Genomic DNA, 20,800 nt, shown 5'->3' on the forward strand with positions numbered 1-20,800 from the left:
CGATTAGAGGAACGACTCGATGTTGTCGGCGACTTCCTCGGGCGTGTCGCCGACGGGAACGCCCACGTCGTTGAGCGCGTCGATCTTGCTCTCGGCGGTGCCGGTACCGCTACCGGAGACGATAGCGCCGGCGTGACCCATGCGCTTGCCCGGCGGCGCGGTCCGGCCGGCGATGAAGCCGGCGACGGGCGTGTCCATGTGTTCGTCGATGAACGCGGCGGCTTCCTCCTCGTCTTCGCCGCCGATCTCGCCGCACATGACGACGGCCTCGGTCTCGTCGTCCTCCTCGAACAGCGAGAGGGCGTCGACGAAGTCGGTGCCGATGATGGGGTCGCCGCCGATGCCGATGGCGGTCGTCTGACCGATGCCGCGGGCGGTGAGGTTGTCGACGACCTGGTACGTCAGCGTCCCCGAGCGGGAGACGAGACCCACGTTGCCGTCGGCGAAGATGTTGCCGGGGAGGATGCCGAGTTTCGCCTCGCCGGGCGTGATGATGCCGGGGCAGTTCGGGCCGAGCAGACGGGTGTCGACCTCCGAGAGCCGCTTGTTCACCTTCGCCATGTCCTGGGTCGGGATGCCCTCGGTGATGGCGACGGCGAGGTCGAGGTCGGTGTCGAGCGCCTCGAAGATGGCGTCGGCGGCGAACGCCGGCGGGACGAAGATGACCGAGGCGTCGGCGTCTTCCTCGCGGACGGCCTCGTCGACGGTGTCGTACACCGGGATGCCGTCGACCTCCTGGCCGCCTTTGCCGGGGACCGCGCCCGCGACGACGTTCGTCCCGTACGCCTCCATCTGGCCGGTGTGGAACTTGCCCTCGCCGCCGGTGATGCCCTGTACCACTACGCGCGTGTCGTCGTCTACGAGAATGCTCATTGGCTCGCCTCCTGTGCGTTTTCGACCGCCCGCTGGACCGCCTCCTCCAGCGTCTCTTCGACCTCCACGAGGTCGGTGTTCAGAATCTCCATGCCCTCCTCGGCGTTGGTGCCGGCGAGGCGGACGACGACCTTCTTCGGAATCTCGTCGAACGATTCGAGCGCCTCGTTGATGCCTTTGGCCACCTCGTCGCCGCGGGTGATGCCGCCGAAGATGTTGAAGACGACCGCGTCGACGTTCTCGTCGGAGAACACCATGTCGAGCGCGTTCGTCACGCGCTCGGCTTTCGCGCCGCCGCCGATGTCGAGGAAGTTCGCGGGCTCGCCGCCGTAGTAGTCGACGAGGTCGAGCGTCGTCATGACGAGCCCCGCGCCGTTGCCGATGATGCCGACGTTGCCGTCGAGGCGGACGTAGTCGAAGCCGTACTCGCCGGCTTTCCGTTCGAGGTCGTCCTCGTACGTCTCCTCTTCCATCTCGGCGAGTTCCGGCTGGCGGAACAGCGCGTCGTCGTCGATGTTCATCACGGCGTCGGCCGCGACGACGTCGCCGTCCGACGTGATCATCACGGGGTTGATCTCGATGTCGGAGGCGTCGCGCTCCTCGTAGAGGTCGTACAGCGTCGTGAGAATCGAGGAGACACCGCGTGCGACCGACTGGTCGACGCCGGCGTCGTAGACGGCCTTCCGCGCCTGGTACGGGTGCAGGCCGAACGCCGGGTCGATGTGCTCACGAGCGATGGCGTCGGGGTTCTCCTCGGCGACTTCCTCGATGTTGACGCCGCCCTCCGTGGAGACCATGGCGACGGGTTTGCCCTCGCCGCGGTCCATCGTTACACCGACGTACAGTTCGTTCGTGAAGTCGACGCCGGCCTCGACGAGCACCTGTTCGACGGTGTAGCCTTTCAGGTCCATCCCGAGGATGTCGTCGGCGTACTCCCGGGCCTCCTCGGCGTCGGAGGCGAGTTTGATGCCGCCGGCCTTCCCGCGGCCGCCGACGTGAACCTGCGCTTTGATAGCGACGGGGTAGCCGATCTCCTCGGCCGCCGACACTGCCTCGTCGACGTTCGTCGCGAGCTGCGACTCCGGAATCGGAATCCCGGCGTCGGCGAAGATATCCTTCGCCTGATACTCGTGAAGCTTCATGCGTACGTGTGAGGGTTCGACTGGCGCTTAAATCCCGTTCATTCGTGACACAGCGGCGCGTGGTTGCGAACGGGAATCGCGGAGCACGACCGGGACGCGGAATTTTCGGAGCCGACTCGGAAAGAAGGCTCAATACGCTGGGAGACGTAGGATACGACGCCTCGTAGTGTCCGGTCACTCGCGCCCACGATACATCCCGCTACGGGGCGCCTCGGTTCGGCGACCCGCGGTGGTCCGCGACGTGTGACCACCGCGTCGGACTGAGCCTTTATTCGTTCTCGGCGAGAGCCACACCTATGTCAGTACTCGATAGTTTCGGACTCGACGGACGCACCGCCGTCGTCACCGGCGGCAACCGCGGTATCGGCCGCGAGATCGCCGACGCGCTCGCGGAGGCGGGCGCGAACGTCGTCGTCGCCAACCGCGACGGAGAGTCGGGGACGGTGGCCGCCGAGGAACTCGAAGACGACTGGGGCGTCGAGACGCTCGCGGTCCCCGTCGACGTGGCGGACGAAGCGGAGGTTCGCGCGATGGTCGATGCGACGGTCGACCGCTTCGGCGGCGTCGACGTGCTCGTCAACAACGCGGGCATCGTCGTCCACGAAGCCGCCGAGGAGATGACCGTCGACGAGTGGGACGCGGTGATGCAGGTCAACGTCCGCGGGGTCTTTCTCTGCTCGAAGTACGCCGGCATCGAGATGATGGATTCCGGTGGGACTATCCTCAACGTCTCCTCGATGTCCGCCCGCGTCGCCAACTACCCGCAGCGGCAGGTCGCTTACAACGCCTCGAAAGGCGCGGTCGAATCCTTCACCCGACAGCTGGCCTCCGAGTGGGCCGAACACGACATCCGGGTGAACTGCCTCGCGCCGGGCTACATCCGCACCGACAACACCGACCAGGCCGACGACGTGGACCCGAACATCGACGAGGTGTGGCGCTCGGAGATGCTGATGGACGAGATTCCCGGCCCCGAGGCCGTCGCGCCCGCGGCGCTGTACCTCGCCAGCGACGCCTCCTCGTACGTCACCGGCGCGTCGCTCGTCGTCGACGGCGGCTACACGGTCAGATAGTCGGCGGACCTACGTTCACTCGTCCTCGTCGGCGTACAGTCGCACCAAACGGCACTCCGGGCAGACGTAACCGTAAACCGTCGGCGTCCGTCTGAGTCCGAGTCTCCCGAGTAGCCCCTCGCGCGCGTGGTCGGTCCGCAGCTTCAGTCGTTCCTGTTGTATCGTCGTCACCGGGTCCGCGCGCTCCATCGTAACGCCGCAGTCGGGGCAACGGTGCGTATCCGAGGGCATAGGTGAGATACGCGTCGCTGGGCGAAAGGGGTTTACGCCGTTTCGGGTGGGCGCGCGCGGAGGCTACACGTCGGCGTAAAATCGCACGAGTCCGCAGTCCGGACAGAGCATCGCGTCGACGTACGAACCCTTCAAATCCAGCGCACCGAGGATTCCGCCGCCGGAGTCGACGCGGATCCCGTCGCCGTTGTAGGTCGTCTCGTGGTTCACGCCCTCCATCGAAACGTCGCAGTCGGGGCAGCGGGGAGCCATACGTCGGCGCACGTCGCCCCCTTTTATCGCTCCTGCGGTCTTCGCTCTCTGTATGCGCGCAGCCAGATTCCACGAGCACGGTGGCCCCGAGGTACTGACCGTCGACGACGTCGACTCGCCCGAACCCGGTTATGGCGACGTAATCGTCGACGTTCGCGCCATCGGCGTCAACCCGGTAGACACCTACTTCCGAGAGGGCGCATATCCCGTCCCGTCGCTACCGTTCACGCCCGGTTCGGACCTCGCGGGCGTCGTCTCGGCGGTCGGCGACGGCGTCGACCGGTTCGCGCCGGGCGACCGCGTCTTCGGTACCGGCCTCGGCAACGGGATGCACGGCACCTACGCCGAGGAAGTCGCCGCGCCCGCCGAGTTCCTCGCAACGCTCCCGGAAGGGGCCTCCTTCGAGGACGGCGCGGCGCTCGCGCTCGTCGGGATGACCGCGTGGCAGGCGCTCGTCGCGCACGCGGAGCTGGAGCCCGCAGAGCTGGCGCTCGTCCACGGCGGCAACGGCGGCGTCGGCCACGTCGCCATCCAACTCGCCGAGACGATGGGCGCGCGCGTCCTCACGACGGCGAATCCCGACTACCGCGACAGGTTGGAAGCGCTCGGCGCGGAGACGGTGTTCGACTACGGTCGAAACGACCTGACGGAGTCCGTCCAGCGCGTCGGCGCGCCCGAAGTCGTCGTCGACACGCGGATGGACGAGTACATGCAGTTCGACGCCGACGTGGCCGCGCAGGGCGCGCGAGTCGTCTGCCTCGGCAACTCGACCGAGCAGGCGGGTCTCTCCGCGGTCGGCGCGGCCAAGAGCAAAGACGTTCGCTTCCAGTTCATGACGATGTACAACACGCCCGACAAGGCGGCGGTGTTGGCGCGCCTCGGCGACCTGCTCGCCCGCGGCGAGGTCGTCCCCGAAATCGAGCGGACGTACAGTCTGGACGAGGCGGGCGAAGCGCAGCGCGCGGTGCTGGAGGAGAGCTTCCTCGGCAAGTTGGTCATCACGACCTGAGCGGCTCGGAGTGAGGCCTCGCCGCCGCGACTTTATGGCGCTCGCCGCCGACTCCTTCCCCGTATGACAGTGAGCTTCGACTTCAGCGACAGAGTCGCCGTCGTCACCGGCGCGTCGGGTGCGCTCGGCAGCGCCGTCGCCGAGGCGTTCCGGGACGCGGGCGCGACCGTCGCCGCCTGCGACGTGGTGGAACCGAGCAGCGACGACGCCCGACTCGACGCCGGTGACGGCATCGAGTTCTACAAAGCCGACTTCACCGACGAAGACGCCGTCTCCGAGACGATGGCGCGAATCGCCGACGACCACGGTCGAATCGACTACCTCGCCAACATCGCGGGGACGTGGCGCGGCGGGTCGCCAATCGAGGAGACGGAGGTGGACACGTTCGACTTCCTCTTCGACGTGAACCTGAAGACGATGTTTCTGGCCTCGAAGCACGCGATTCCCCACCTGAAGGACGAGGAGGGTGCCATCGTCTCCGTCTCCGCGCGGTCGTCGCTCGAAGGCGGCGAGGGCGACGGCATCTACCGGGCGTCGAAGGCGGGCGTGCGACTCCTGACCGAGACCATCGCCGAGGAGAACAAGGGGACGGTGAGAGCGAACGCGGTGATGCCGAGCGTCATCGATACGCCGCAGAATCGGGAGATGATGGAGGACGCCGACTTCGACAGATGGGTGAAACCGGAGGAGATCGCGCGGGTCGTCATGTTCCTCTGTTCGGACGGTGCGGCGGTGACCAGCGGTGCGGCAGTGCCCGTCTACGGCGAGGCGTAGACTCGCGGCACTCGCCCCGTCGTGTCGACGTCGCTACCGCGAGTACCGTCGAAAAACACTGCGAAGCGCCCGGCGGGGCGCGTTCAGAAGTACGTTTCCTGCAGGAAGCCGATGTAGTCCATCGTGCCCAGCGCCAGCGTGACGAGCAGGATGAGGATGACCGGAATGCGGAGCATCCAGATCCAGTACGTCTCGAACGCGCCGTCGCCGTTGCGACCCTGCGCGAGCTCCGCCAGCGAATCCTCCGCGTACGCCCAGCCGACGAAGATGGCCATCAGCGTGCCGCCGAGGACGAGCAGGATGTTGTTGGCGAACAGGTCGTACGTGTCGAGGTACGTGAGGTCCAGCGCCGTCGGGATGCCGACGACGAACAGGATGCCCGCGATGACGACCGTCGCTACCTTCCGGTCGACGCCGAAGTTGTCGATGGCGTAGGAGACGACGACTTCGAGGATGCTGAACGCGCTCGTGAGCGCCGCGATGCCCAGCATGAAGAAGAACACGAAGCCGATGACGTTACCGGCCGGCAGTTCGCCGAACGCCGCGGCGAGACTGATGAACACCGCGCCGGCACCGCCGGAGCCGGGTTCTGTACCCTGCGCGAACAGGAACGGGAAGACGACGAGACCGGAGAGGAACGCGATGAACGTGTCGATGGCGACGACGGTCAGTCCGTCGCCGAGCAGATTGCGGTCCTCGCCGAGGTAGGACGCGTAGGTAATCATCACGCCCATCCCGAGCGAGAGGGTGAAGAACGCCTGTCCGGCGGCGTCGGGGATGATAGAGAAGATGTTCGCGGAGATCTCGGCGAAGTCCGGCGAGAGGTAGTACGAGTACGCCTCGCCCGCCGAGTCGAGCGTCGCGCCGTAGGCGGCGAGAATCGCGAGCAGCACGATGACACTCGGAACCATCACCTTGGCCGCGCGTTCGAGGCCGTCGCGGATGCCGAGTGCGACGACGCCGGCGACGAGGCCCATGAAGACGGCGTGGAAAATGACGGCGTTCGTTCCGGACGCCGTCGAGAGGAAGTACTCCTCGGGTGCGCCGAAGTACGCCCCGGAGACGCTCCCGATGATGTACTGTAGCACCCACCCACCGACGACGCTGTAGTACGAGAGGATGATGAATCCGGCTAACGCGCCGATCGCGCCGATGAACGTCCACGCCGGTTTCCCGAGCCGTTCGAAGGCGTTCACCGGATTGCGCTGCGACCGCCTCCCGATGACGAACTCCACGAGGAGAACCGGTAGTCCGACGACGGCGATAAAGAGCAGGTAGACGACGAGGAACGCCGACCCACCCGCTTCCCCCGTCAGGAAGGGGAAGCGCCAAATGTTACCTAATCCCACTGCGCTACCGACCGCTGCCAAGATGAATCCGAGCCGTGTGGCCCAGGTTTCTCGTGCAGGCATGTGATGCCATATCTAAGAACTATCTTATAAACCCGCGTTATCTTCTCGCACAGTGGCACGTGGTAACGTCCGTATTTTTTAACAGTCACTACCGTGAACACTTTTTCGCGTCTGCACATCCGCAGAATATGTGACTTCGTATTCATGTGTCGAATCGTCACCGGAGACGGATTTCGAGCGAAAAATCGGTCCCGAAACCGCCGGAAGAGCGCCTATAATCCGTTATTTTTGCGCGCTGAGAGTTCTTCGACTCGAAACGCACTTTAGCGATGTCGGGCCAATGCCAAGCAATGACACGAGACGGACGGGCGATGCGCACATGACACGAGAGACGTGGGGGACGCGAATCGGCTTCATCCTCGCGGCGGTGGGGAGTGCGGTCGGGTTGGGCAACATCTGGCGGTTCCCCTGGGTCGCCGCCGAACAGGGCGGCAGCGCCTTCCTCGTCGTCTACCTCCTCGTCGTGCTCGCCGTCGGCGTCCCCGGACTGCTCGGCGAGTTCGTCATCGGCCGGCGGTCGAACCGTAACCCCGTCGGGGCGCTTCGTTCGCTGTCGGGGTCGAAGAACTGGGGCCGAATCGGCTTCTTCAGCGTCGTCGCCTCCGTCGCGCTGCTGTCGTTCTACAGCGTCGTCGGCGGGTGGATTCTCCGCTACTTCGTCGAGAGCGGAGCCGCGCTCCTCGGCGGCGGCGCGCCGTACTTCTCGAACCCCGGGGAGTACTTCGGCGCGGCCGCGTTCGGTCTCGACGCCGTCTTCTTCCACGTGCTGTTTCTCGCGCTCACCGCCGGTATCGTCCTCGCGGGCGTCCGCCGCGGCATCGAAGTCGGGACGACGGTGATGATGCCCGCGGTGTTCGTGCTCCTCGTCGCGCTCGCGGTGTGGGCGTCGACGCGCGCCGGTGCCGCCGGCGGCTACGAGTTCTTCCTGCGCTTCGACGCCGCGACAGTACGGGAGAACTTCTTCCAGGTGCTCGGTCCGGCAGCCGGACAGGCGCTGTTCACGCTCTCGCTCGGCGCGGGGACGATGATAACGTACGCCTCCTACCTCGGCGAAGACCGCTCGCTGCCCGCGGACGCGACGACCATCGCCGTGCTCAACACGGCCGTCGGCGTTCTCGCGGGGCTCGTCGTCTTCCCGCTGCTGTTCTCGCTCGGTATCGACCCCGCGTCGACGGGCACCGGCGAAGGGGCGCTGTTCGTCGGCCTCGCGGGCGCGTTCTCGCAACTGCCCGGCGGCATCGTCATCGCGACGGCCTTTTTCGCCGTCGTCACGCTGGCGGCGCTGTCGAGTTCCATCAGCATGCTCGAAATCCCCGTCTCGTATCTCGTCGACGAACACGGGATGCAGCGCCGCAACGCGGTCGGTCTCCTGTCGGCCCTCGTCGCGGTGACGGGGAGCGTCTGTGCGCTTCGGCCGAGCGTCTTCGGCTTCGTCGCCGGGACGCTCGTCGACATCCTTCTCACCGCTGGCCTCGCGGTGTTCCTCGTCTTCGTCGGCTGGGTGATGGGCCGAGACGCCCTCGGCGAGTTCCGGGCCGGGAGCGGGACGTTCGCCCGCGCGCTCGCGGACCCGTGGCGCGTCGCCGTCGGCGTCGTCATCCCCCTGTTTCTGGTGTTCACGCTCCTGACGACGTTCGGCGTCGACGCGCGCGTCGGTTTCTGGCCCACCGTCGCTCTCGCGGCCGTCGTCGCCGCCGCCACTATCCTCGGCGCGCGCGCCTCGCGGCGACTCCCGAGAGCGAACTGACTCGCTCGGCTCAGGCGGTGTTGACGACCCCGCCGTCGACGACGATGGACTCGGCGGTGACGTACGACGCGAGGTCGCTCGCCAGGAACGTGGTGATGCCCGCGACTTCCTCGGGTTGCCCGAACCGTCGGAGCAGAATCGTTCCTTTCAGCTGTTCGCCCTCCTCGGTGCCGACCATCGGCGAGTCCTCCGTCGTCATCGCCGTCTCGATGACGCCGGGGTGGACGACGTTCACGCGGATGTCGTCGGGCCCCAGTTCGGCCGCGAGCGAGTAGGTGAACAGCCGAACGCCGCCTTTCGACGCCGCGTAGGGCGTGATGCCGCCGTAGCCGACGATGCCGGCGACACTCGACATGTTGACGATACTCCCTCCCTCGCCGCGCTCGACCATCCGAATCGCCGCCGCCTTCGACCCGTTGACGACGCCGTCGAGGTTGACGCGGAGCAGATTTCGATATTCGTCGAGGTCCAACTCGATCAGCGGCGCCTGCGGGCCGACGATGCCCGCGTTGTTCACCATCACGTCGACGCCGCCGAACTCGTCTGCGGCCTCCACGGCGGCGACGCAGTCGTCGTAGTCGGAGACGTCGCACTCGACGAACGTCGCCTCCCCGCCGTACTCCTCGACGAGTTCGTGCGTCGGCGTTCCGCCTTCACGCGGGTCCTCGCGGATGTCGGCGACGACGACCGACGCCCCGTGTTCGGCGAACTGCTCGGCGATTGCGCGTCCGTTACCGCTCGATGCGCCCGTGACTACCGCTGTCTTTCCGTCTAAGAGTGTCATCGCGGTGAAGATAACGTCGAATGGTACCATAGCACTTGGCACACGCGGGTTGATACGTCGGGTCGGTGACGAACCGGGCGTCGAGACTGACGAACCGGGCGTCGAGACGGTTGACGGGGTGTCGGTCGCCGGCGGGGTGAGATATCGACGACTGTCGAACCAGGTTTTGCCGTATTGCGGAAACCCTTTTGCACATCGAACGGACGTTCGTGACAATGCACGTTGGTGGTCCGGTATGACGATGGACGACCGTATCGAAGAGCTCCGACAGAAACGCGAAGAAGCCCGCAAGGGCGGCGGTGAGGACCGAATCGAGTCTCAGCACGAGAAGGGGAAGATGACGGCGCGCGAGCGCATCGACTACTTCCTCGACGACGGGACGTTCCACGAGTTCGACCAGTTCCGCACCCACCGAACCCACAAGTTCGGGATGGAGGAGAAACAGCTGTACGGCGACGGCGTCGTCACCGGCTACGGCGAGGTCGACGGTCGGACCGTCTTCGTCTTCGCCCACGACTTCACCGTCTTCGGCGGGTCGCTCGGCGAGGTGTTCGCCGAGAAAGTCTGCAAACTGATGGACCAGGCGATGGAAGTGGGCGCGCCCATCGTCGGTCTCAACGACTCCGCGGGCGCGCGGATTCAGGAGGGCGTCACGTCGCTCGGCGGGTTCGCCGACATCTTCACGCGCAACCAGAAGGCCAGCGGCGTCGTCCCGCAGATTTCGGCCATCATGGGACCGTGCGCCGGCGGCGCGGTGTACTCGCCGGCCATCACCGACTTCATCTTCATGGTGAAGGACACGAGCCACATGTTCATCACCGGCCCCGACGTCATCAAGACGGTCACCGGCGAGGAGGTGACGTTCGAGGAACTCGGCGGCGCGGTCACCCACGGGTCGACCTCCGGCGTCTCACACTTCGCCGTCGACTCCGAGGAGGAGGCGCTCGACAAGATCGCGCGCCTGCTCTCGTATCTCCCGCAGAACAACGTCGAGGACCCGCCGCGCGTCGACCCGTGGGACGACCCCGAGCGCGCGGACGAGGAACTGACGAACATCGTTCCGGACCAACCTCGGAAGCCGTACGACATGCACGATGTCGTCGACCGCGTCTGCGACGAACACTCGTTCTTCGAGGTCCACGAGGGGTTCGCGAAGAACATCGTCGTCGGCTTCGCCCGCCTCGACGGCCACGCCGTCGGCGTCGTTGCCAACCAACCGCGCGTGAACGCCGGGACGCTCGACATCCAGGCCTCCGAGAAAGGCGCGCGCTTCGTCCGCTTCTGCGACGCGTTCAACATCCCCATCCTCACGTTCGTCGACGTACCGGGCTTCCTCCCCGGCACCGACCAGGAACACAACGGCATCATCCGCCACGGCGCGAAACTGCTGTACGCCTACTCCGAGGCGACCGTCCCGCTCCTGACGGTCATCACGCGCAAAGCCTACGGCGGCGCGTACGACGTGATGGCGTCGAAGCACCTCGGCGCGGACGTGAACTACGCGTGGCCGACGGCCGAAATCGCCGTCATGGGGCCGCAAGGAGCGGTGAACATCCTCTACCGCGAGGAACTCGCCGAGGCCGACGACCCCGACGCCCGCCGCGACGAACTCATCGAGGAGTACCGCGAGGAGTTCGCCAACCCCTACACGGCGGCGGACCGCGGCTTCCTCGACGACGTCATCGAACCGACGGAGACGCGGGCGCGACTCGTCGACGACCTGCACATGCTGAAGTCGAAACGCGAGCAGACGCCCGACAAGAAGCACGGGAACCTCCCGATATGAGCCTCGACGCGGACGCGAAAGGCGAGCAAGCCGGAGACGCGAACGGCGAGGCGACCCGCCAGCACCTCGCCGACGCCTCGGCGGACCTCGTGATTCCCGCAGACGCGGACGCCGACGAAGCCGCGGCCATCGCCGCCGTCGTCGGCGCACACCTCCGGGACCAGCAGGCGGCCGCAGCGGCCGCCGCCGCGTCGGAGTCAGAGGAGACGTGGGACGGGAGTCGGTGGCGCTTCGCCGGGCGCGTCGACGCGCTGCAGGGCCGGGCCGTCCGCGTTCCCGACGGCGCGCCGACCGACGCGTGGACCGCCGCGGGTCGAACCGACCGGTTCTGACCGACGACGGTCGCCGGGGGTTCTCTGGCTGCAGTACGTGACCGGGACCTCACGTAGCGTCTCTCGACCGTTCGGGTTCGATTCCCCTCTCCGTCACGTAGACACGTTGACCACTCCACGGAGACGACAGTTCACCGAGCGCTTTTGGTAGTCGACGCCGAGTTCCACACAGTATGGCAGACACAGACGCTCCGACCGAAGAGACGCCCTCCCGGAGCGACGGCGGTCAGCCAACGACCTCGACTTCGACCTCGTCGGAGTCGGCAGAGCCGACCGCGCTGACCCTCGGTGACCTCGTCGGGACGACCGAACGGAACCGAACCGGCTCCACTGCGGGGTGGCTGTTCCGCCACGCGCTGTACGTCGGCGGGATTCTGCTCGTCGGCTTCGTCGTCCTCCCCGAACTGATGCTCTCGGTCGGCGCGGGGTGGCCCGTCGGCCTCGCGTGGGCGTTCGCGGAGTCGCTCCGCTACGGTTCGGTCATCCTCGCCGGGATGTACGCGGTGAACGTCGCCGTCTCGGACGCGCTCGAGCGGTAGCCGTCGCTGCGGCGCCGAGCGCCGTAAACGAGCTTTTTCTTCGAAGTTGACGACATCGACTCCGGACCGATAGAATGAGGTTCCGCATCCGAATATGGAAAGGCAAGAAATGTTCAGTAAGGTTCTCGTCGCCAACCGTGGTGAAATCGCGGTGCGCGTGATGCGCGCCTGCAAGGAACTCGGCGTCCGAACCGTCGCCGTCTACAGCGACGCGGACAAACACGGCGGTCACGTCCGCTACGCCGACGAAGCGTACAACGTCGGCCCCGCCCGCGCGGCCGACTCCTATCTCGACCAGGAGGCCATCCTCGACGCCGCCCGGAAGGCCGGCGCCGACGCCATCCACCCCGGCTACGGCTTCCTCGCCGAAAACGCCGAGTTCGCCCGCAACGTCGAGGAGAGCGAGTTCACGTGGGTCGGCCCCTCCTCGGACGCCATGGAGCGCCTCGGCGAGAAGACGAAGGCGCGCGCGCTGATGCAGGAGGCCGACGTGCCCGTCGTTCCGGGGACGACCGAGCCCGTCGACTCGCCCGACCAGGTGAAGGAGATAGCCGACGAGTACGGCTACCCGGTCGCCATCAAAGCCGAGGGCGGCGGCGGCGGCCGCGGGCTGAAGGTCGTCCGAAGCGAGGAGGAAGTCGAGGAGCAACTCGAAACCGCCCAGCGCGAGGGCGAGGCGTACTTCGACAACGCCTCCGTCTACGTCGAGAAGTACCTCGAAGCGCCGCGACACATCGAGGTCCAGATTCTCGCCGACCACCACGGCAACGTCCGCCACCTCGGCGAGCGCGACTGCTCGCTGCAGCGCCGCCACCAGAAGGTCATCGAGGAGGCCCCGTCGCCCGCGCTCACCGACGACCTGCGCGAGCGCATCGGCGAGGCCGCCCGCCGCGGCGTCGCCGAGGCCGACTACACCAACGCCGGGACGGTGGAGTTCCTCGTCGAGGACGGCGAGTTCTTCTTCATGGAGGTCAACACCCGGATTCAGGTCGAACACACCGTCTCCGAGGAGATTACCGGCCTCGACATCGTCAAGTGGCAACTGCGCGTCGCCGCCGGCGAGGAGCTCGACTTCGAACAGGACGACGTCGAGATAGAGGGCCACGCCATCGAGTTCCGCATCAACGCCGAGAAGGCCGCCCAGGAGTTCGCCCCCGCGACGGGCGAACTCAAGACGTACGACCCCGCCGGCGGCATCGGCGTCCGCATCGACGACGCCGTCCGCCAGGGCGACGAGATCGGCGGCGACTACGACTCGATGATAGCGAAACTCATCGTCGCCGCTTCCGACCGCGAGGAGTGTCTCGTCCGCTCCGAGCGCGCGCTCGCCGAGTACGACATCGAGGGCCTCGAGACCATCATCCCGTTCCACCGCCTGATGCTCACCGACGAGGCGTTCATCGAGGGCGAGCACACGACGAAGTACCTCGACGAGAAACTCGACCGCGAGCGCATCGAGCAGGCCGTCGAGAAGTGGGGCCCCGCCGACGCCGGCGGCGACGACGGAGACGAGGAAGTGACCGAACGCGAGTTCACCGTCGAAGTCAACGGCAAGCGCTTCGAGGTGAACCTCGAGGAGCGCGGCGCACCCGCGATCCCCGTCTCGGGGAACTCCAGCGGCAACAGCGCCAGCCGGCCGCCGCAGGCGAAAGACGACGGCGGCGACGACGAGGTCGTCGTCGAGGGCGACGGCGAGACGGTCACCGCCGAGATGCAGGGGACGATTCTCTCCGTCGAAGTCGAGGAGGGCGACGAGGTCGCCTCCGGCGACGTGGTCTGCGTGCTCGAAGCGATGAAGATGGAGAACGACGTGACGACCCAGCGCGGCGGGACGGTCACACAGGTCGTCGTCTCCGAGGGCGAGAGCGTCGACATGGGTGACGCGCTCGTCGTCATCGAGTAGCGCCGCGTCCGTCGTTTCCGATTCGCACTGCATCCGTCGTTTCCGACTCGTACTGCATCCGTCGTTTCCGACTCGTACTGCGTCCGTCGCTTCCGACCCGTACCGCGTTCGTTCGCCGTACGCTCTCGCCCCGTCTCGTCTCTCTGTCATCACCCGTCGAGCGACCGCAAACGGACCGGTCCAGTCGCCTCTCAGCTCGTGTTCGGCGTCGACGCGGGGTCTTCGGGCTCGGCGGAACGCTTTTTCCGGTCGTCGGTGAGTCGCCGCGAGGCCAACACCGCCGACTGTATCAACGCGCCGGCGGCGGGAGCGGGGTCGTCCCACGCCGGGATGCTGTGTCGGTAGCCGCCGAGGGCGCGTCCGAACGTGCCGAGGGAACTGACGGGGCGCTCGGAGACGTTCTCGCCGAGCCACTTGAGGTCCTCGTAGAACAGTCGCTGCATCCGCTCGCCGGCGGGATACTCGCCGTCGTGGTGAGGCGTCTCGCCAAGCAGTTGCTGGAAGTGCAGCCACGGGAAGTCGACGCCGCAGGAGACGGCGAAGGGGACAGACCCCCAGTACCGTCCGTTGACCTCGATGAGGTAGTACTCGTCGTCGTCGGTCCGCATGAACTCGACCATCGCCGGACCCGTCCACTCCAGCGCCCCGACGACCTCCTCGGCGTAACGCCGCATCTTCTCGTCGCGCATCGACTCCAGCACCGCGGAGTTCCCGCCGGAGGAGGGGAACGTCCGGACGCGTCGCTCCTGGAACTGTGCGAGCACCTCGCCCTCGTCCGCGAGGACGACTGCCGCCGTCGTCTCGCCGGGGACGTACTCCTGGACGATCGGTTCGTGGCCCTTCAGATGGCTGTTGCGGCCGACGAGCACCTGGTACGTCGAGACGAGCGCCGCCTCCGTCTCGACGTAGTTCACGTCGTCGATGAGGTCCGTGTGCGCCTGCCCGTCGTCGAGCACCGTCTTGCTGCGGTACTTCACGACCGCCGGCAGCGACATCCCGTCGGCGAGGTCGACGACACCCGCGTAGTCGTCTCGCTGACGGGTCTCCGGCGTCGGCACGTCGAGGTCCGCGGCGAGGTCGAACAGCGCCCCCTTGTCGTACGCCTTGTCGAACGTCTCGGGGTCCTCGACGGCGACTTTCGCGCCCGTCTCCTCCAGTTCGGCTTTGTGGTGCGAGCACACCAGCGAACTCGTGTCCGAGACCGGAATCACGGCGAATACGTCGTTGGCCGCCAGATACCCCCGGAGGTCGTCGACGAACTGACGGTAATCCGACGCCGGGTCCGGGTAGACGTATCTGCCGTCGGCGTACCGCGAAAACATGCCGAGGCCCGTCCGACTCGTCCCGCCGACAGTCACGTCGACGCCCCGTCGACCGAGCGAGCGCACGACGCGCAACGCCGCCGGTCCGTCACCGTCCAGCACCAGAACCCGCGGGGGGTCGGACGCTGTCTTCGGAGCGGTCGGTTGTGACTCGGGGTGCTGCCGATTTGGCATGTGGGACAGAACGTCGCGGAAGGTGAAAAAGCCAGCATGAGAGGTTGTTGACATAGGTATAAGCGTACTGGCCGACCGCCCCCGAAAACGCGAACCATTTCTAAATTTGAAAGTAACATCTTCCTGTCAGCAAGCACACCGATGCGCTCGCTCTGGGCCTCGGCGCCGAGGCGAGCGCCGACGGTCCGTGACCGCCGCGTTCATTGCGACTGCCCACCGATTCGCCCGCATGAGTGACACGCGGCGGGCGGTTCTGGACGCGTTGGCCGACGACGTCGTCTCCGGCCCGGCACTCGCCGAAGCGCTCGGTATCTCACGAGCGGCGGTGTGGAAACAGATAGAGGCGTTACGGGCCGACGGGTTCGTCGTCGAGAGTACGGACGCCGGATACGAACTGAGAGACGTTCCGGAGTACGGCGCGTCGGCGGTCGAACTCGGCCTCGACGCGCCGGTAGCCGTCGAGTATCACGAACGCCTCGGCAGCACCAACGACCGCGGCCGCGAACTCGCCGCCGAAGGCGCGGCCGACGTCGCCGTGCTGGCCGACGAACAGGTCGGCAGTCGAGGTCGACTCGACCGCGAGTGGACCGCGCCGAGCGGTGGAATCTGGCTGAGTCTCGTCCTCCGTCCGTCGCGGCCCCCCGCACACGTGCCGCTGTTCACGCTCGCCGCGGCCGTTGCGACGACGAAGGCGGCGCGGGAGGCGGGCGTCCCCGCCGAGATCAAGTGGCCGAACGACGTGCTCGTCCCCGTCTCTGACGACGCGGCAGACGGTGAGACGCTCGGCCGCGGTGGCCGAAAACTCGCCGGCATCCTCACCGAGATGGAGGGGGAAGCCGACCGGGTCTCGTGGTTAGTCGTCGGCATCGGCGTCAACGCCAACGTCGACGCCGAGGCGCTTCCGGCGGGCGCGACGACTATCCGCGAGCGAGCCGGCGACGTGAACCGTCGACTGTTCGCCCAGCGCCTCATCGAGGAGTTCTACGCGCTCCGCGACGACCCGGAGTCGGTACTCCCGGCGTGGCGAGAGTACAGCGCGACGCTCGGCCGGCGAGTCCGCGTCGAGACGCCGGGAGGGAGCGTCGAGGGCGAGGCCGTCGACGTGGTGCACCCGGGCGCGCTCGTCGTCGACACCGACGACGGCGAGGTGACCGTCCACGCCGGCGACTGCGAACACCTCCGCTCGGCGTAGTCCGGCGACCGAGAGAACCTCCGCTCGGCGGAGCGCGACCCGACGAGACGCCGAAGTCGACGGCGCTCAGGCGGGTTGCCCGGGCGGTTCGTCGGCGACGTGGACCGTCAACACCGGGACGTTCGACCCGCGGACGACTTTCTCGGCGACGCTGCCCAACAGCAGGCGGTCGATGCCGCCGCGGCCGTGCGTCCCCATCACGATGAGGTCACAGTTCTCGCGCTCGGCGTAGCTGACGATTTCGCGGCTCGGCGAGCCGTCGACGACGGCGGCTTCGACCGGCACGCCGCGCTCGGTGGCGATTCGTCGAACGTCCTCGACGGCCGTCTCGGCGTCAGAGCGGAGCATCTCGTCGATGCCGTCCCAGGACGACTCCATGGGCAGACCCGCGTAGCTCGCCGTGTTGACGACGTAGATGGCGTGTATGGTCGCGTCGTGGGCTTCGGCGAGGTCGACGGCGTGGCCGACCGCACGCTGGACGCCGTCGGAGCCGTCGGTCGGAACGAGAATCCGTTCGTACATCCCCATGCGATATCGTACCAAGCTACTGCCGGAGGGTTAATAACTGTTCGCGCGGCGAGGCGGTGCTCAGAGGACGACGCGTTCGACGTCCGAGACGCCCGCGCGGCGGACGACGGCGCGGACGGGGTCGCGGACGCCCGAGAGGTTGTCGGAGTCGCCGTCGAGGACGAGCAGTTTCGCGTCGCGGCCCTCCTCGACGAGTCCGCAGTTCAGTCCGGCGATCTCCGCGCCGTTGACCGTCGCCATCCGGAGCACTTCGGCGGCGGAGACGTCGGCGAGTTTGGCGGCGAACTCCATCTCGCGGAACATCGACGGGCTGTTCAGCATCACGTTGTCGGTGCCGAGCGCCACTGTCGTCCGGTCGACCAGTTCGCGGATAGGCGGCACCCCGACGTTCGTCACGAGGTTCGAGCGCGGACAGACGACGATAGGCACTTTCCGGTCGGCGACGCGTTCGAGGTGCAGCGGTTCGGGGTGAACCATGTGGACGAGGAACTCCGGTTCGAGGTCGAGCGCCGGGTTGATGTCGTCAGGGTCGCGCTCGCCCGCGTGGATGCCGAACAGCTTCCCGGCTTCGCGGGTCGCGTTGCGGACGCTGCCGAACTCGCCGTCGCGCGCGCCGCTGGCCCCGAACCCGTCGGAGATCTCCATCGCGTCGGCCGTCTCTCGGCCGAGTACGACCGGCAGGAGGTCGACGTCCGCCGCGGCCGCGCGAATCGCGTCGACGCCCTCGCGGCCGCCCTCGCGGAACTCGATGCAGGCGGCGGTGCCGCCCGACTGCATGTACCGCAGCGACCGGCGCATCGCCGAAATCTTCTCGGACTGACTCGCCTGCCGGAGCAGGCGGTGTTTGAGGCCGTCCGGCGGGGCGACGAGTTCGTCGAGGCTCAAACCGCCACCGGCCTCTTTCGCTATCGAGTCGCCGATGTGGGTGTGCGCGTTGACGAACGCGGGGGCGATTATCGACGTGGAGTCCGTCGACGCCTCCTCGACTGCCTGTATCGTGCCGTCTTCGACGACGACCCGTCCCTCTATCGGGTCGAACTCCCGACCGACGAGGACGGTTCCCTCCAGTTCCATCGTCTGGGGCGAGACGGTGCCGTGGCTTGAAACCCTCGTTCCGTCGCGCGACCCGCACGGACCGGTCTACGGGGCCGCGAATCAGTCGAACTGGTCGAGCGTTGTCGCCTCGCCGGCGCGGACGTCGTTGACGAGCGCGCCCTCGATGTCGAGGCCGAGTTCGTCGGCCGCGGCGCGGCCGACCGCCCCCGCCACGTCGGCCGGCGCGTAGACGCCGAGTCGCCACTGGTTCTTCTGGGCGGTCCGGAGCGCGTTGACCAGCGGCGACTGTCGACCCAACTGTCGAATATCGCCGTTGACGACGACTCGACTCGTCGACTCTCTCATCGACGGTTTGGCGGGGACGTCGACGACGACGTGTTCGGGCTCGACGCCGACGGCGTCGGCGACGCTCGCCTCGACCTCGCGAATCTCCCCGTGAGGCGCGTCCAGAACGGACTCCGGTACGTCGGAGAGTTCGGCCCAGACGCCGCGCTTGTAGAGGTCCCGGCCGTCGAGGCGGCGGGCGAACTCGGCGGTCTCGTCGATGTTCCGGAGCGCGACGAGCAGGTCGTGGTCGTCCATCCGCCGGAGTCGCTCGGCGGTACAGTCCGTGTCGGCGAGGAGATGCTCGGCGGCGCGTCGCAGCATCGCCTTCGAGATGCGCGCGACCGGGTGCTGGTAGACGGTCGGGTTCATCAGCGCGCGAGCGACGAGCAGGCTCTCTGCGGTCTGGACGTTCCCCTCCGCGAGCACCAACTCGCCGTCGACGAACGTCAGTTCGCGGACGAGCCGCTCGTGGTCGATGGTGCCGTAGGGGACGCCGGTGTGGTGGGCGTCGCGGACGAGGTAGTCCATCCGGTCGATGTCCAGTTCACCGGAGACGACCTGCCCGTACTTGCCTTCGCCGCGAACGAGTTCGGCGACGCGTGCCGGCTCCAGGTCGTGGTCGCGCAGCACCTCGCCGACGGTTCCCTCGGCGAGCAGTTCGTCGACGTCGTCGTGGTACTTGCCCGTGTGACGGTGCGTCAGCGCCTCGACGTTGTGACTGAACGGGCCGTGACCCACGTCGTGCAGGAGGGCGGCGGCACGGACGCGCTCGGCGTTCATACCCTCGACGCCGAGGTGGTCGAGCGCGCGGGAGGCGAGGTGGTAGACGCCGAGGCTGTGCTCGAAGCGCGTGTGGTTCGCGGAGGGGTAGACGAACTGCACCGTCCCGAGCTGCTTGATGTGGCGGAGCCGCTGGACCTCCCGCGTGTCCAGCAGCGCCGCGGCGACGCCGTCGACCTCGATGTGGTCGTGGACGCTGTCCTTGATGGTGATCATTGGTGGGCGATTCGGCGTCACCGCTTAAAAACGGTCGGAGGTGCGGGTCGTCGTTCCCGTCCGCCCTCGCCCCCCTCGCCCCCTTCAGTCGGACGAACCGCTCGGAAGGCTCAGTCGTCGATGTCGAGTATCGCGGCCGCGGCGTCGCCGACGGCCTCGACGTGTTCGTCGGGCGCGTACACCCCGAGTCGCCACTGCGCGCGTTCGGTGTTTCTGAGCGCGCCGACGAGTTCGGAGGCCTCCTCCAGCCGCCGGACCGTGCCGTCGACGACGACGTGGGTTTCGGACTCCTTGAGCGCCGGTCGGCTGGGAACGTCGACGATGACGTCGTCCGGGTCGACGCCCGCCGCGTCGGCGACGTCGCGCTCGGCGGCGCGAACGTCGTCGTGGCCGAGGTCCGGGACCCACGCCGGAACTTCCCAGAGGCCGGCCCAGACTGCGCGTTTGTACAGGTCGCGGCGCTCGATTCGTCGACCGAAGTCGGGCACCTCCCTGCCGAGTTCGACGAGCAGGTCGTGGTCGGCCATCCGGCGGAACTTTCGGACACTGAGGTCGGTCTCGTCGAGCAGGCGCTCGGAGGCGCGGTCCAACATCGCGCCCGCGATTCGCGAGACGTGGTGGCGATAGACGACTCCGTTCATGAGGCTGCGCGCGAGGAGCATGCTCTCGGCGGTCTGGACGTTCCCCTCGGCGAGGACGAGGCGGCCCTCGCGCAGTCGGAGCGCGCGGACGAGGCGGCCGTGGTCGATAGTGCCGTAGGGGACGCCGGAGTGGTGGGCGTCGCGGACGAGGTAATCCATCCGGTCGACGTCCAGTTCGCCCGAGACGAGCTGGCCCAGGTCGCCCTCGCCGCGGACGAGTCCGGCGACGCGCTCGGGGTCGAGGCCGTGGGCCCGGAGTACGTCGCCGGCGGCCGACGAGGCGAGCAGGTCGCCGATTTCGTCGTGGTGCTCGCCCGTCCGGCGCATGATGACCTCCTCGGTCTGGTGGCCGTAGGGGCCGTGACCGATGTCGTGCAGCAGCGCGGCCGCGCGGACGTGCGCCGCCCGGTCATCGTCGACGCCGAGGTGGTCGAGCGCGCGGGAGGCGAGGTGGTAGACGCCGAGACTGTGCTCGAAACGCGTGTGGTTCGCCGACGGGTAGACCAGACGCACGGTGGAGAGCTGTTTGATGTGTCGAAGCCGCTGCAGTTCGGGCGTGTCGAGGAGGGCGCGGGCGACGGGGTCCACCGAGATGTAGTCGTGGACGCTGTCCTTGATCGCGTTCATGACGCCCGACTTCGCAATCGGAGAACAAATAGCCGTCTCACTCGGTGTCGGGGGTGAGTCGGGGCGAGTCGGCGTCGGAG

20 protein-coding genes are annotated in these 20,800 nt (G+C 67.4%); 9 read left to right on the forward strand and 11 right to left on the reverse strand.

Annotated elements, in window-relative coordinates; genetic code table 11:
- Positions 1 to 3: 3 nt before the first annotated feature.
- Together sucD and sucC are read right to left on the reverse strand one after the other, a co-directional pair.
- On the reverse strand, positions 4 to 873 hold the full coding sequence (gene sucD / locus DV709_RS13630; protein WP_117594963.1) for a succinate--CoA ligase subunit alpha: 870 nt from the start codon (positions 871 to 873) through the stop codon (positions 4 to 6).
- The gene (sucC, locus tag DV709_RS13635) at positions 870 to 2,015 is read right to left on the reverse strand and encodes an ADP-forming succinate--CoA ligase subunit beta (RefSeq protein ID WP_117594964.1); all 1,146 of its coding nucleotides are present in this window, start codon (positions 2,013 to 2,015) and stop codon (positions 870 to 872) included. The genes sucD and sucC overlap by 4 nt, the downstream gene beginning before the upstream one ends.
- Before the next feature lie 296 nt (positions 2,016 to 2,311).
- On the opposite strand from sucC, the gene DV709_RS13640 reads away from it, so the two are divergent.
- Complete coding sequence (locus DV709_RS13640) at positions 2,312 to 3,088, forward strand: SDR family NAD(P)-dependent oxidoreductase (RefSeq protein WP_117594965.1); 777 nt, start codon at positions 2,312 to 2,314, stop codon at positions 3,086 to 3,088.
- 15 nt (positions 3,089 to 3,103) lie between these two features.
- Here DV709_RS13640 and DV709_RS13645 read toward each other — a convergent pair whose 3' ends face one another.
- Together DV709_RS13645 and DV709_RS17810 are read right to left on the reverse strand one after the other, a co-directional pair.
- Positions 3,104 to 3,319 carry a hypothetical protein gene (locus DV709_RS13645; RefSeq protein ID WP_117594966.1) on the reverse strand — a complete coding sequence of 72 codons (216 nt, stop codon included), beginning with the start codon at positions 3,317 to 3,319 and terminating at the stop codon, positions 3,104 to 3,106.
- A gap of 63 nt (positions 3,320 to 3,382) precedes the next feature.
- Entirely contained in the window at positions 3,383 to 3,571 is a 189-nt protein-coding gene (locus tag DV709_RS17810; protein WP_157972742.1) for a hypothetical protein, read from the reverse strand.
- A gap of 52 nt (positions 3,572 to 3,623) precedes the next feature.
- Here DV709_RS17810 and DV709_RS13650 point away from each other — a divergent pair, with 52 nt between their 5' ends.
- Together DV709_RS13650 and DV709_RS13655 are read left to right on the forward strand one after the other, a co-directional pair.
- Positions 3,624 to 4,580: an NADPH:quinone reductase gene (locus DV709_RS13650; protein WP_117594967.1), complete on the forward strand. Its 957-nt coding sequence runs from the start codon at positions 3,624 to 3,626 to the stop codon at positions 4,578 to 4,580.
- 63 nt (positions 4,581 to 4,643) lie between these two features.
- The gene (locus DV709_RS13655; RefSeq protein ID WP_117594968.1) at positions 4,644 to 5,354 is read left to right on the forward strand and encodes an SDR family oxidoreductase; all 711 of its coding nucleotides are present in this window, start codon (positions 4,644 to 4,646) and stop codon (positions 5,352 to 5,354) included.
- 83 nt (positions 5,355 to 5,437) lie between these two features.
- Here DV709_RS13655 and DV709_RS13660 read toward each other — a convergent pair whose 3' ends face one another.
- Positions 5,438 to 6,766 carry a sodium-dependent transporter gene (locus tag DV709_RS13660; RefSeq protein WP_117594969.1) on the reverse strand — a complete coding sequence of 443 codons (1,329 nt, stop codon included), beginning with the start codon at positions 6,764 to 6,766 and terminating at the stop codon, positions 5,438 to 5,440.
- 319 nt (positions 6,767 to 7,085) lie between these two features.
- Here DV709_RS13660 and DV709_RS13665 point away from each other — a divergent pair, with 319 nt between their 5' ends.
- Positions 7,086 to 8,513, forward strand: a complete 1,428-nt coding sequence (locus tag DV709_RS13665; protein ID WP_117594970.1) for a sodium-dependent transporter — start codon at positions 7,086 to 7,088, stop codon at positions 8,511 to 8,513.
- Between the two features lie 10 nt (positions 8,514 to 8,523).
- Here DV709_RS13665 and DV709_RS13670 read toward each other — a convergent pair whose 3' ends face one another.
- Positions 8,524 to 9,297 (reverse strand): SDR family oxidoreductase, encoded by a 774-nt coding sequence (locus DV709_RS13670; protein ID WP_117595324.1) that lies wholly within the window; start codon positions 9,295 to 9,297, stop codon positions 8,524 to 8,526.
- 241 nt (positions 9,298 to 9,538) lie between these two features.
- On the opposite strand from DV709_RS13670, the gene DV709_RS13675 reads away from it, so the two are divergent.
- The 4 genes from DV709_RS13675 to pccA all read left to right on the forward strand — a co-directional run bounded on the left by DV709_RS13675 (position 9,539) and on the right by pccA (position 13,857).
- Entirely contained in the window at positions 9,539 to 11,083 is a 1,545-nt protein-coding gene (locus DV709_RS13675; RefSeq protein ID WP_117595325.1) for an acyl-CoA carboxylase subunit beta, read from the forward strand.
- Positions 11,080 to 11,415, forward strand: coding sequence for a hypothetical protein (locus DV709_RS13680; protein WP_232819744.1), 336 nt, complete (start codon positions 11,080 to 11,082; stop codon positions 11,413 to 11,415). The genes DV709_RS13675 and DV709_RS13680 overlap by 4 nt, the downstream gene beginning before the upstream one ends.
- Before the next feature lie 173 nt (positions 11,416 to 11,588).
- The gene (locus DV709_RS13685; protein ID WP_117594971.1) at positions 11,589 to 11,954 is read left to right on the forward strand and encodes a hypothetical protein; all 366 of its coding nucleotides are present in this window, start codon (positions 11,589 to 11,591) and stop codon (positions 11,952 to 11,954) included.
- 109 nt (positions 11,955 to 12,063) lie between these two features.
- Entirely contained in the window at positions 12,064 to 13,857 is a 1,794-nt protein-coding gene (pccA, locus tag DV709_RS13690) for a propionyl-CoA carboxylase biotin carboxylase/biotin-carboxyl carrier subunit (RefSeq protein WP_117594972.1), read from the forward strand.
- 191 nt (positions 13,858 to 14,048) lie between these two features.
- Here pccA and DV709_RS13695 read toward each other — a convergent pair whose 3' ends face one another.
- Positions 14,049 to 15,353: a carboxylate--amine ligase gene (locus DV709_RS13695; protein WP_157972743.1), complete on the reverse strand. Its 1,305-nt coding sequence runs from the start codon at positions 15,351 to 15,353 to the stop codon at positions 14,049 to 14,051.
- Between the two features lie 229 nt (positions 15,354 to 15,582).
- On the opposite strand from DV709_RS13695, the gene DV709_RS13700 reads away from it, so the two are divergent.
- Complete coding sequence (locus DV709_RS13700) at positions 15,583 to 16,545, forward strand: biotin--[acetyl-CoA-carboxylase] ligase (protein ID WP_117594974.1); 963 nt, start codon at positions 15,583 to 15,585, stop codon at positions 16,543 to 16,545.
- A gap of 66 nt (positions 16,546 to 16,611) precedes the next feature.
- Here the strand turns inward: DV709_RS13700 and DV709_RS13705 are convergent, their stop codons facing one another.
- The 4 genes from DV709_RS13705 to DV709_RS13720 all read right to left on the reverse strand — a co-directional run bounded on the left by DV709_RS13705 (position 16,612) and on the right by DV709_RS13720 (position 20,720).
- Positions 16,612 to 17,088 carry a universal stress protein gene (locus DV709_RS13705; protein WP_394338691.1) on the reverse strand — a complete coding sequence of 159 codons (477 nt, stop codon included), beginning with the start codon at positions 17,086 to 17,088 and terminating at the stop codon, positions 16,612 to 16,614.
- A 45-nt stretch (positions 17,089 to 17,133) separates the two neighbouring features.
- Positions 17,134 to 18,147 carry an amidohydrolase family protein gene (locus DV709_RS13710; RefSeq protein WP_117594975.1) on the reverse strand — a complete coding sequence of 338 codons (1,014 nt, stop codon included), beginning with the start codon at positions 18,145 to 18,147 and terminating at the stop codon, positions 17,134 to 17,136.
- A gap of 81 nt (positions 18,148 to 18,228) precedes the next feature.
- Positions 18,229 to 19,452 (reverse strand): HD domain-containing protein, encoded by a 1,224-nt coding sequence (locus tag DV709_RS13715; RefSeq protein ID WP_117594976.1) that lies wholly within the window; start codon positions 19,450 to 19,452, stop codon positions 18,229 to 18,231.
- A gap of 110 nt (positions 19,453 to 19,562) precedes the next feature.
- On the reverse strand, positions 19,563 to 20,720 hold the full coding sequence (locus DV709_RS13720) for an HD domain-containing protein (RefSeq protein ID WP_117594977.1): 1,158 nt from the start codon (positions 20,718 to 20,720) through the stop codon (positions 19,563 to 19,565).
- Positions 20,721 to 20,800: the final 80 nt, after the last annotated feature.

It is taken from the genome of Haloprofundus halophilus (genome assembly GCF_003439925.1).
GTDB classification, from domain to species: domain Archaea; phylum Halobacteriota; class Halobacteria; order Halobacteriales; family Haloferacaceae; genus Haloprofundus; species Haloprofundus halophilus.